This is a genomic window from Nonomuraea solani (assembly GCF_900108335.1).
Taxonomy (GTDB): domain Bacteria; phylum Actinomycetota; class Actinomycetes; order Streptosporangiales; family Streptosporangiaceae; genus Nonomuraea; species Nonomuraea solani.
Genome location: NZ_FNVT01000031.1, coordinates 13,756 through 24,822 on the forward strand (window position 1 = coordinate 13,756; position 11,067 = coordinate 24,822).

Consider the following 11,067-nt stretch of genomic DNA (forward strand, 5'->3'; position numbering starts at 1 on the left):
CATAGTGTGTCGTTGTCGTCCAGGGGCACGTTCGGTGTTACCGGCAGCCGGACGGAATCCGCCAAAATTCTCTAAGGACTACAGCGAGGCCTCCAGGGCGGGCGCAGCGGCCGCATCCGCGCAGCAGGTGAGACTCTTTCGGGCCACCCTGCGGGGTCTTCCCCGGGACAGGTTTCCGTTTGAGGGCAAGAACGGCCGGCGCCCCTTTCACCATCGTGGGACGGATGGATTGCCTCCGTACGAGGGTTGCTCACTCACCCGCGCACGTGCGGAAGCCGTATGCCGCCGCGAATGCCCGCAACGCCTTCTCGTTCTCGTCCGGCTCCAGCGACCGTTCCACCGCCAGCCGCGCCTCCTTCTCCCTGCCGTCGCGCAGCGCCGCCTCCGCGCGCCCGCTGAGCTCACGCAGGCCGGCGGCCAGCGCCCGGGCAGGTGTGTGGAAGCCGTCGCGTACCCGAGCCGCGTCCTCACCGGGTGGCGCGATGGCCTCGATCTCGGAAACGGTGGTGGTCATCGACTCCGATACGCGATGCAGCTCGTTCACCTGGGCGGCCAGCCCGGCGGGCTCGTTCTCGTCAGACTGGCGGGACGCCCGCTCGCACACCGCGTCCACGGCGGCGATGTAGCGCTCCTTGACCCGCGTGTAAGGCTCCTCCTCAGCCGCCGAGGCCCACCCCCATAGCAGAAAGGCCGTGATCAGCGCGACCACACCGACGACTGCGCCCCACAGACTCGCTCTCACGCGTCATCCACCCCTTCAGGGAAAGGCCCTTGGCGCACTCGCGGGGCGCCAAGGGCGAATGTCCGGCCGAGCCACGTGCAGAGGCAGGCCCTGGCCTGCGGTCAACAGCGGATCCGTCGCTCCTCAGAGCGCTTGAAGAGGGTGGCCGTCTTGCTGCCGCGCAGGAGGGAGTAGAGGTGGATCTTCGTCTGGTTGCGGTAGAGCTGGCTGCCGCCGGAGCACTTCCATGAGGGGGTCGTCGTCACGGTGAACGCCGCCCTGCCCTTTTTGACTTCGGAGGTGGCCTTCGTCCGCCAGTAGCCCAGCCCCCGGTACTGCTGCAGGGTCGTCTTGACCACGGCCTGGCGCCCCCACTCGCCCTTGCCACAGTGCACCTGACGGCTGGTCGTGATGCGGTTGCCGCTCCGGTGCGGGGTCTTGATGCGATGCCAGCCCTTGCAGCGGTCGTGGTACCCGATGCGCAGGTAGGACTTCTTCGACCAGCCCGGCTCCAGAGCGGCGGCCGCCGCTCTGTCCGACACCGCGGCGACGCCCGACCGCGCCTGTGCCGACGCGGGAGGGATCATCATGAGCTGGATCGCCGCCAGCCCGATGGCTAAGACCGCTTCTGCCGTCTTCTTTCGTCCGATCATCGGATCTCCTCTCAGAGAAATCCTCAGTGCGTACCGACCGGGGATGTCCCAGCGCGAGCATGGGCTGCGGTGAGACCGGCACCACCGTGACCGCCGAGGGGCACGGCTGGCAAGCGATCGGCCCCGTCCAACCGTCCAGACAATGTCCAGAATCATTAGGACAAGGGAAAGCTCCTGATGAACAGCCAGACCCTACGGCGGATGTCGTGGTCGGCCAGCAGCGGCAGTGTCACGGATGCCCGCCTTGATCATGCCGCACGGTATGGGTCCTCACCCGTCCAGCTTGCCCATGAACCGGCACGTCCGTACCACCGGAACCGGCAGGCTCAAGTACGCTCCGGTGAAAACTAATGTCACGCGTGACAAGTGTTGCGAAAACTGTTTTAATCCGACGCTAGGCGCCACTGTGGCAATACATGCCCAGTGTGGCCGTTTCCTCGAAATCGCGACTTCGTGGGAAGGCAGGCTTGTGGGAGCTCCAAGTGGCGAAGTCATCGTCACGGGCGGTCTCGGTTTCATCGGCTCACACCTGGTGGACGCGTATCTCGAAGCGGGCCACCGCGTAACGATCATCGACTCCAGCACAGGCGCCGTCATCGACGGCAAGGACTACGACCGCGACCCCCGTTGCACGGTCATCCGGCAGCGGGTGGAGGACTACCTGGCGGCGGGCGGTGACTTCGCCGGCGCCGACCGCGTCATCCACGCCGCCTCCTACGTCGGCCCCGCGAGCATCCTGTCCAGAGCGGGGCGGCTGGGCCACGACATCATCGGCAGTACCGCACCCGTCATCGACGCCTGCATCGGTGCCGGGACGCCGATGTGCCTGTTCAGCTCTGCCGAGGTCTACGGGCGCAGCGGCCTGCTCGACGAGAAGGACGACATCGTCGTCCCGACGCACTACAACACCCGCATCGAGTACGCGATCGCCAAGACGCTGGCCGAGGCGATGGTCACCAACAGCCGGCAGCACGGCCTGCGCGGCATCGTCATCAGGCCGTTCAACGTGGCGGGAGCACGGCAGTCGCGGGCGGGCGGGTTCGTCATGCCCACGTTCGTCCAGCAGGCGCTGGCCGGCAAGCCGATCACCGTGTTCGCGGGCGGCGAGCAGGTCAGGGCGTTCATCGCGGCGAGCGACCTGACTCGGTTCCTCATCGAGCACATGGACGCGGCGCTGGACAGCGACGACACCGTCATCAACGTCGGCAACCCGGCGAACGCCATCACCATCATGGGGCTGGCCCATCAGGTGAAGAAGCTGCTCGGCAGCGCGTCGCCGATCGTCGGCGTCGACGGCAGGAGCGTGCACGGGCCGCACTACGCGGAGGCCGAGTCGTTCCACAAGATCCCGGCGCTGCGGGCGGCGACGAGCCTCGGCTGGCAGCCCAGGATCGCGCTCGACGAACTCATCCTGAGCACCGCCGCCTACTATCGCGCCCGTGAGGACCGGAGGGCAGTGAATGCGCCGCTTTGATCGCGTACTGGTGATCTCTCCCCATGCCGACGACGAGGTGCTCGGCTGCGGCGGGCTGATCGCCGCACAGGTCGGGGCGGGAGCCGAGGTCCACGTCCTGTATCTGGCGGTCGACGGCATGCGGCACTACGGCCTCGACGGCGCCACCACCTATCAGCAGCGGCTGGAGGAGATCGAAGCCGTCCGGGACACGCTCGGCTTCTCCTACGAGATCGCGTACGGCGACATGGAGCTGACCGAGCGGCTGGACACGCTGCCGCGCAGGGAACTCGTCGACCTGTTCGAGCGCGCCCTGAACGAGCGGCGGCCCAACCTGCTGCTGCTGCCGAGCTTCGCCGACTATGACCAGGACCACCTCGCGGTGTTCGGCGCCGGGTTCGCGGCGGCCAGGCCGATCGCGCCGCAGTTCGGCAAGTGGCTCGTGCCGACCGTGCTGCTGTACGAGATGTCGAAGATCCAGTGGGCCGCCGAGCCGATGCCGCGCTCGACGGCCTACTGCGACATCAGCGTCCATCTGGACCGCAAGCTGGAGGCGCTGCGGGGCTACAAGAGCCAGCACCGGCCCTCGCCGCACATCAGGAGCGAGGAGTCGGTGACGGCGCTGGCGACGCTGCGTGGCGCGGAGATCGGAGTCGCGCACGCCGAGGCGTTCGCCGTGCTGAGGGAGGTCCTGTGAAGGCGTTCGCGTTCTGCACCGGTATGGAGTTCGCGGCGCCGGCCGTGGACGTCCTGGCCGCTCAGGGCACTCCCCCGTCGCTGCTCATCGGCTACCCGCCCCAGCTCCAGCACCGTTCGGGCTACGCGCCGCTGCGGGACGCGGCGGCCACGTACGACATCCCGCTGCTGGAGACCGCCGACATCAACGACGGCCGGGCGCACAAGCTGGTCACCGAGCTGGGCATCGACCTGTTCGTGGTCGCCGGCTGGTCACAGCTCGTCCGTGAGCCGCTGCTGTCGGCGTGCCCGCTCGGCGCGGTCGGGTTGCACCCGACCCGGCTGCCCGAGGGCCGGGGGCGGGCTCCGCTGCCCTGGACGATCATCAAGGGCATCCGGTCGAGCGCGGTCAGCCTGTTCTTCCTCAACGAGGGCGCCGACGAGGGAGAGCTCATCGCCCAGCGTGAGTTCGCGGTGAGCCGCCGCGACGACGTCACCGAGGTGTACCGCAAGGTGACCGAGATCAACATCGAGCTGCTCGCCACGTACGTGCCGCTGCTGCTCGCCGGTCAGGTGGTGGCGCGCCCGCAGCCGCCGGGCGGGTCGGTGTGGGAGCGGCGGCGGCCCGAGGACGGCCTGATCGACTGGTCCAGGCCGGCGAGCGAGGTCTACGACTGGGTACGCGCGCTGGCCGCGCCGTACCCGGGAGCCTTCACCTTCGTCGGCGGACGCAAGCTGTTCGTGCACAGCGCCGACCTCATCGAGTGGGGTGAGCACCGGGAGCCGCCGGGCACCGTGCTGGCGCCGGTCTGGTCGACCGGCACCGCCGGGGTGCTGGTGGTGTGCGGTTCCGGGCTGCTCGTCGTCCGCGAGGCCCAGTGGGAGGGCGCGGGACGGCATGACGCGCTGACCCTGTTGGAGTCGGGTGAGCTCGCGGCAGGCACATGTCTGGGGACGTGACGCTCACCGGGGCGGTGATGGCGCATCCCAAGCGCAGAGAGGCGGCCGTCCGCCTGGCGGGCGGCGTCCTGAACGTGGTCACCGACCCGGATCCGGGAGGGCGGCCATCGGCGTTCCGGACGTCGCTGCTGGCCTGGTCGAGCATTCCCGAGGGTGCCACCCACCACGTGCTGCTCCATGACGACATGGTGCTGTCGGAGACCTTCTTCGAGCGGGCGGCGGCGGCCGCACGGGCCATGCCGGACGCGGCGCTCGCGCTGTTCGCGTTCTGGAACTCGCGCAACGGCGCCGCCGTGCGGCTGGGCGCGCTCGCCGGGGCGCGCTGGGTGCGCGGGGCCGGGGAGTACACGCCCGTCGCGGCGCTGCTGCTGCCCCGGCGGGTGGCCGAGGGGTACGTCGACTGGGCCCGCGACCGGGGCGGCACCTGGCCGGACGACGTCCTGATGGGCCGCTACCTCCGGCAGGCCGGTGTGCCGGTGTACGTCGCGGTGCCCAGCCTGGCCGAGCACGAGGACCTGGCCAGCCTGGTGGAGAACGACTTCCAGGGGCTGCGGCGCTCCCCCTGCTTCCTCGCCGACGAGCCGCTCTCCGGCGAGGACCAGGTGCTCGGGTCCTTGGCCGCGATCCCGTTCTTCAAACGCGGGGTGGCGCAGTGCGCGGTCCCCGGCGCCTCGGGGTGGCGGGACATCCTCTGTGAGGACTACCTGGACGGGCTGGGCTTCGACGTCGGCGGCCTGCGCGCGGGTTTCGCGGGCCGCTGGTGGCCGCTCTGGCTCACGGCCTTCACCATGGGCGTGGTCCAGGAGGACGCGGGGGATCCTCGGGTGCTGGATCGGGCGCTAGGGACCATGGGGGCCGGCGGGCTCTGCCATGAACTCGGCTCTCGCGAGCTGGCCCGGCTGTCGGAAGAACTCCACGACGTCGCACGGGACGGGCTCGCGGCAGGGCTCGCGGCGTCCCCTCGGCCTGCCGCGCGGCCGACGGTGGCCGTGACCGGGGCCGACACGTGGCTGCGCGAACAGCTCACATGGGCGCTCAGCGACCGCGGCCACCTGACCGCGGCCGATCCCGACGTGGTGGTGCACGTCTGCGGGCCGGACTCCGGCACGGACCCGGCCGAGGACGTGCGGCTGGCGCGAGCGGCCTTCTCGGGCCACGCCGGGCGCGGGATCCTGCTCACCGCCGGTGGCTCGCGCGGGATCGAGGTCGAGGAGGCGGTGGTGTTGCGCCTCGGCGAGCCGTACGGGCCGGGGATGCCGCCCGGCGGGACGGTGATGGAGCAGGTGCTGCGCTCGTCCCTGAGCCGGCCGCTGCGCGCCGGCGGCGAGGCGGGCCGGCTCGTGCACGTGCGGGACGTCGCCGCCGCCGTCATCGCCGCCATGACCCGCGGCGCGGGGGTGTACGACATCGCCTGCCCGCGGGAGGTGAGCGGGCTGGAGCTGGCGGAGGCGGTGGCCAAGGCGGTCCGGCCCGTGCCGATCGAGGCCACGCCTGACGGGGGTGTGACGGAGGGAGCCGTGGTGGACGTCGAGCGGGCCTTCGGCGAGCTGGGGTGGCGGCCGGAGGTGGACCTCGACTACGGGCTGCACACGTGTGCGCAGTGGCTGGCCTACGAGAGCGACCGCCAGTAGAGCCGTCCGTCGGGAGCCCCGATGACCAGCCGCCCTGAGGCGGCGGCCAGCGCGACACGGCCCCCGGAGAGGACCGGTCCGGGGCTCTCCGGGCCGGAGTCGGGCGGTGCGGGGACGGTCGTGGGCCGGGACGGGCCGAGGCCGGTCCAGTCGCGGTTCTGACGGTCGACGGTTCGCGTCAGGACACGGTCACCCGCGATGGCGAACAGGCGCCCGTTCATCGCCGTCAGGCCCGTGGCCCCTCCCCCGCCGCCGATCCGGATCCAGGCGGCGTCCGCGAGGCGGCGGATGGGGAGGTGCCAGAGCTCGTCGTCCGAGGTGAGGGCGAACAGCGCCTCGTCCGCGGCGGCCAGGTCCGTGGTGCGCTCCGGGGCCCGGCTCACGTCCGTCCAAGGGGCCGGGGAGAGGACGGGGTCCCGATAGCGGATGGCGCCGTCGGGGGCCAGGCCGTACAGGCCCGCCGGTGGGCCTCCGTGGGCCTCACGGGGGGCGGCGAGCGCCTGGGCGTCGGTGACGTCGATCGGGCGCCAGGGCAGGTTCTGGCCGGACAGGTCGCGCGTGCTCAGCACGCCACCGGGCCCGGCGGCGAAGAGCCGGTTCTCGCACACGACCAGCGCGACCGGCCGGGCCTCCGCGGCCGGGCGCGCTGGAGCAGACGAGCGCGACGGAGCAGACGGCCCCGACGGGGCAGGCGGGCCCGATGAAGCGGCTGGGTGCGGAGTGGCCGGGCCGATGTCCTCCCACCGCGGCGGGCCGGGAGGGCCGGATAGGCGGTCCAGGACGTTGCGGGTGATGCGGGCCAGGACCGGGTCGGCGGCCAGGGTGTTGCCCCAGTTGATGGTGCCGGCGTTGAAGACCGTCCCGGCCCCCAGCCGGTGCACGCCCATGGTGGCCGCGCCGCCCCTGCCGTACCTGCGCCAGTGCGACAGGTCCGCCGTGGCGAGGACGACGAACGACGGCGGGGTGCCGTCACGGCCCGTGGCCCGGGGGACGCCGTCCAGCCACTCCAGGTCTGCGGCGTCGGTCTCGTAACCGAGCGCTCCCCTGCCGAACGTGTCGCCGTCCCGCAGGCCGGTGCCCGTGTAGACCCAGTGATCGGTGAAGCGGGCCGTGTAGGACTCCTGGGACATCACCCGCGAGTCGACCCAGCAGCCGGCGCCGTTGCGGAAGGTCAGCCCGGTGAGGGTGTTCTCGGGACGGTTGACGGGGTCGCTGGGCCACTCGACGGTGGTGCGGCCGGGGTCGGTGCGCGCGAGGGGGTCGGCGACGGCGTCGCGGTAGCAGACCATCGTGCGCAGGTCGTCCTCGAAGCGGACCTGCCACCAGCAGGTGTTGCCGGAGAAGATGGCGATGTTGCCACCGCCCCGCGCGAACGCCTCCACCGCGTCCCGCATCTCCCACGACCAGTACTCGTCGTGTCCGTTGATCACCAGCAGCCGGTAGCGGCTCAGCAGATCGAGACCGCCGTGCAGGTCCAGCCCCGAGCAGTAGTCGACCGCGTATCCCGACGGCCCGAGCCACCGCAGCAGCCCGAGCTCCCACTCCTCGACCTGCGGCCCCGCTCCCGGCCGGTCGAAGCTGACCTTGACCGCGCGATCGGGCTGCTCGGACTGGTAGAGCCCCTCACCGGGCACGCCGGGCCGGTTGTACGCCTCCCAGGTGGGAAAGGGGATCGCCACCACCACCGGCGAGGCCGGCGCACTCGCCCGTACGACGAAATACGCGCACCCGTCGCCCAGGACCGCGCGATAGAGGGAGCTGGGCCAGTCGGAGCCCACCTTGAGCGTCCAGGTGTCACCCTCGGCGGTGTCGCGGAACACGACCCGCCCCGACGGCACGTCCTCGACGGTGATCGTGCCCCCGTCTCCGAGCAGGTGGAACCGGAGGGCCTCGCCCTGCGCGCACGACGTGGCCGCCGCGTACAGGCTCATGCGAACGCCGCTTCGACCAGCGTCGACTCCAGGTCGAACAGAAACCGTTCGATCGCCGGCGGCGCGAGCAGCGCGGTGTCGGCGTACAGCGACACCTCCATCCGCCCCGGCTCACCGCCCACGTGCAGCCGGAAGTCGCAGATGTTGCGGTCCATGGTGTCCGTCCAGGCCAGTTCGGTCCGCTCCATCGAGGCGCGGACGGCCCGCTCGTCCGGTCGTGCCGCCTCGTCGCGCTGCACCAGCCGCTGGTCGTTGAAGCAGCCGAACGACCTGATGCCCGTCCCCATCCCCGACACAGCCTCCTCCATCGCGTACGGATCGAACTGGGCCTGCCGGTACGCCTTCATGGCCACGCGCCAGCCCTGCCGCGCCAATTCCCCGAAGTCCGGGGTGCGCAGGTCGAGGAGCACGAGCCCCTCCTGCGAGATCGTGGAGACCACGTCGCGGCGATCGGCCGCGAACCGGTTGTTGACGATCACCCGCATGCCGCAGAACCGCTGGCCCGTGAGCCGTCCGGCGAGCCGGATCGCGGCCGTGAGCAGCACCGTCGATGAGCTCACCCGCGCGCGGGCCGCCACGGCCTGCGCCGCCGCGGCGATCGCCACGGAGGTCAGCGTGGCCTCCCAGAACCGCGGGTGCCGGGGAGCGTCCGACAGGATCACCGGATCCATGCGCCGGTATTCGGACCGCCAGAAGGACAGGGCCTCCTCCGACACGCGCCGGCCCTCTTCCGAGCGCTGCCATGCGGCGATCTCGCGCGGTGCCGCGCTCGCCACCGGGGGCAGCGAGTCGCGCAGCAGGAGCAGCCGGAAGTCCTTCACCAGGAGTTCGGCCGCGTGCCCGTCGGCGGCCAGGTGGCACAGGACCAGCACGACATGCCGGACCCGGTCCCCGTCCACCAGGAACGCCACCCGCAGCGGCCACTCCTCCCAGTAGTCGAACGGCCTGGCCGACAACCGGTCGCACACCACCTGCGCGGGTTCGTCGGTCACCTCGACGTAGGGCCGGGCGATGGGCGAGATCCGTTGACGGGGGTGGTCGCGGGGCCCGCTGAGCCGGGTGCGCAGCGCCTCATGCCTGGCGACGAGCCTGTCCAGGGCGTTGACGGCGCGCTCGACGGTCACGGGCCGCTTCGGTGCGGCGAAGATCCGGCCGATGTTGAGGTAGTGCTCCTCCGGCCGTGCCGCCACGACCGCCCGCCAGATGTCCTGCTGTCCCCACGTGAGCGGTGACTCAAGCATGGAGCCGCAGGTAGTCCGCCAACGCGTCCAGGCTGTCGGCCGACGCCAGGTCGAGTTCGACGCCGAACTCCGCCTCCACCGCGTCGATCAGCCTGAGATAGCCGAGCGAGGTGACGCCGAGATCGGACAGCCTGGCCTCGCCCGTCAGCACCTCGGCCGCCTCGACCGCGCCGTCGGTGGCCTTGGCGATCATGTCGGCGAGCCGTCCGCGTAGCTCCTCGTCCGTCTGCACCTGGAAAGCCCTCCCGTTCTGGGAAATTCGGGGCGAGTGTGTCATGCGGGGCCTGATGGCGGCAAGCGCCTACAGGTAAGGGGTTGACGGGAATGTGCATTTTTTCTAGCGTCATGCGGCAGCCCGATAAAAAATTTTGGGGGGTGGTTCAGTCGGCCCTTCCTGTCCCTGCTCTGCTGAGCTCACGAGCCGCTACCGCCCCCGATCACGAAGCCCTCATCGTCGCCGGAGCAGGCGGCCTCACGCTCCGCGAGTGGGACGAACGCTCCAGCGCCGCCGCCCATGGCCTGCTCGCCCGGGGCGTACGCAGAGGCGACCGGGTCGCGCTGGTGTTCGGCGGTGCCGACTGGCTCGACTACGCCGTGCACTGGATGGCCGTGCTGAAGGCGGGCGCCGTCGCGGTCCCGCTGTCGGACCGCCTGGCCGCGCCTGAGCTGGGCCGCCTGGTCGAGCACTGCGGCGCGACGACGATCATCCGCCGCGACGACGCGCCCGGCCCCACCCCGTCCGTCGCGGCCCCGGTCCCGGTCCCGGTCGACATCGATCCACTCGATCTCGCCCAGATCCTCTACACCTCCGGCACCACCGGACAGCCCAAGGGCGTGGCCGCGAGCCACGCGAATCTCGCCTCCCCGCCCGTCCACCCCAGACGGCGCCCGTTCGCGCACTCCAGGCATCTCGTGCACGCGTTCCCCATCGGCACGAACGCCGGCCAGGTCATGCTGCTCCACGCGCTGACCGCCGCGCCCGCCGTGGTCACGCTGCCGCTGTTCACGCCGGCCCGCTTCGCGGCGCTCATCGAGTCGTACGCGGCGGGGACCGTGTTCGTGGTGCCCGCGATGGCCATCGAGCTTCTCGGCGCGCGCGTCCAGGACCGCCACGACCTGTCGAGCGTGCTGCTGCTCGGCTCGGCCGCCGCCGCGCTGCCGCCGGCGGTCGCGGCCCGGCTGAGCGAGGCGTTCCCGAACGCGACGGTCGCGAACTACTACACCTCGACCGAGGCGGCCCCGGCCCAGACCATCATGATCTACGACCCCGACCGGCCGGGCGCTCTCGGGCACGCGACCGGCGACCTGAGGATCGCGGGCGCCGACGGGACCCCGGCCGGGCTGGGCGAGACCGGCGAGGTGTGGCTGCGCACCCCGGCGCACTCCCGTTCCTACTACGGCGAGCAGCGGAGCGACACCTTCCGGGACGGCTGGGTACGCATGGGCGACCTCGGCTACCTCGACGAGGAGGGCTACCTGTACCTCGTCGACCGGGAGAGCGACGTGATCAAGTCGGGCGCCTTCAAGGTCTCGACGCTCCAGGTCGAGGCGGCGCTGCACGAGCATCCGGCCGTGTCCGAGGCGTCGGTGTTCGGCGTGCCGCACCCGGTCATGGGCATGGCGGTGGCGGCGGCCGTCGTGGCCGGCGAGCCGGTGACGCTGGCCGGCCTGCGGGCCTTCCTGTCCGAGCGGCTCGCCCAGCACGAACTGCCCACCCGTTTGCTGTGCGTGGACGCGCTGCCCAGGAACGCCGCCGGAAAAGTGATCAAGCGAGACTTGCGCGGCTTGGCAGAGGAGTGAAC

At 71.4% G+C, this 11,067-nt stretch carries 10 protein-coding genes; 5 read left to right on the forward strand and 5 right to left on the reverse strand.

Features of this window, described 5'->3' with window-relative positions:
• Positions 1-250 precede the first annotated feature (250 nt).
• Together C4V41_RS54285 and C4V41_RS54290 are read right to left on the reverse strand one after the other, a co-directional pair.
• Positions 251-742, reverse strand: coding sequence for a hypothetical protein (locus C4V41_RS54285; RefSeq protein WP_146104177.1), 492 nt, complete (start codon positions 740-742; stop codon positions 251-253).
• 101 nt (positions 743-843) lie between these two features.
• Positions 844-1,374, reverse strand: a complete 531-nt coding sequence (locus tag C4V41_RS54290; RefSeq protein ID WP_103963929.1) for a hypothetical protein — start codon at positions 1,372-1,374, stop codon at positions 844-846.
• 469 nt (positions 1,375-1,843) lie between these two features.
• On the opposite strand from C4V41_RS54290, the gene C4V41_RS54295 reads away from it, so the two are divergent.
• Genes C4V41_RS54295 through C4V41_RS54310 form a run of 4 tightly spaced genes read left to right on the forward strand, consistent with a single transcriptional unit; the run spans position 1,844 to position 6,093 of the window.
• The gene (locus C4V41_RS54295; RefSeq protein WP_160150718.1) at positions 1,844-2,848 is read left to right on the forward strand and encodes an NAD-dependent epimerase/dehydratase family protein; all 1,005 of its coding nucleotides are present in this window, start codon (positions 1,844-1,846) and stop codon (positions 2,846-2,848) included.
• 10 nt (positions 2,849-2,858) lie between these two features.
• Positions 2,859-3,524 carry a PIG-L deacetylase family protein gene (locus C4V41_RS54300; protein ID WP_160150719.1) on the forward strand — a complete coding sequence of 222 codons (666 nt, stop codon included), beginning with the start codon at positions 2,859-2,861 and terminating at the stop codon, positions 3,522-3,524.
• A complete protein-coding gene (locus C4V41_RS54305) occupies positions 3,521-4,462 on the forward strand; it encodes a methionyl-tRNA formyltransferase (RefSeq protein ID WP_103963932.1) in 942 nt (313 codons plus the stop codon). Before C4V41_RS54300 ends, C4V41_RS54305 begins: the two co-directional genes overlap by 4 nt.
• The gene (locus C4V41_RS54310; RefSeq protein WP_146104178.1) at positions 4,447-6,093 is read left to right on the forward strand and encodes a hypothetical protein; all 1,647 of its coding nucleotides are present in this window, start codon (positions 4,447-4,449) and stop codon (positions 6,091-6,093) included. Before C4V41_RS54305 ends, C4V41_RS54310 begins: the two co-directional genes overlap by 16 nt.
• Here the strand turns inward: C4V41_RS54310 and C4V41_RS63645 are convergent.
• The 3 genes from C4V41_RS63645 to C4V41_RS54325 are packed head-to-tail and all read right to left on the reverse strand — an operon-like array spanning position 6,072 to position 9,497.
• A complete protein-coding gene (locus tag C4V41_RS63645) occupies positions 6,072-8,024 on the reverse strand; it encodes a N,N-dimethylformamidase beta subunit family domain-containing protein (RefSeq protein WP_200824899.1) in 1,953 nt (650 codons plus the stop codon). The genes C4V41_RS54310 and C4V41_RS63645 overlap by 22 nt on opposite strands.
• Positions 8,021-9,265, reverse strand: coding sequence for a condensation domain-containing protein (locus tag C4V41_RS54320; RefSeq protein WP_103963934.1), 1,245 nt, complete (start codon positions 9,263-9,265; stop codon positions 8,021-8,023). The genes C4V41_RS63645 and C4V41_RS54320 overlap by 4 nt, the downstream gene beginning before the upstream one ends.
• Entirely contained in the window at positions 9,258-9,497 is a 240-nt protein-coding gene (locus C4V41_RS54325; RefSeq protein ID WP_235030972.1) for an acyl carrier protein, read from the reverse strand. Before C4V41_RS54325 ends, C4V41_RS54320 begins: the two co-directional genes overlap by 8 nt.
• A gap of 143 nt (positions 9,498-9,640) precedes the next feature.
• Here C4V41_RS54325 and C4V41_RS54330 point away from each other — a divergent pair, with 143 nt between their 5' ends.
• The gene (locus C4V41_RS54330; protein ID WP_235030973.1) at positions 9,641-11,065 is read left to right on the forward strand and encodes a class I adenylate-forming enzyme family protein; all 1,425 of its coding nucleotides are present in this window, start codon (positions 9,641-9,643) and stop codon (positions 11,063-11,065) included.
• Positions 11,066-11,067 lie beyond the last annotated feature (2 nt).

Coding starts and splice junctions, on each gene's coding strand:
- C4V41_RS54290 (WP_103963929.1), bottom strand. CDS start 1,374: ATGATCGGACGAAAGAAGACGGCAGAAGCGGTCTTAGCCATCGGGCTG.
- C4V41_RS54310 (WP_146104178.1), top strand. CDS start 4,447: ATGTCTGGGGACGTGACGCTCACCGGGGCGGTGATGGCGCATCCCAAG.
- C4V41_RS63645 (WP_200824899.1), bottom strand. CDS start 8,024: ATGAGCCTGTACGCGGCGGCCACGTCGTGCGCGCAGGGCGAGGCCCTC.
- C4V41_RS54320 (WP_103963934.1), bottom strand. CDS start 9,265: ATGCTTGAGTCACCGCTCACGTGGGGACAGCAGGACATCTGGCGGGCG.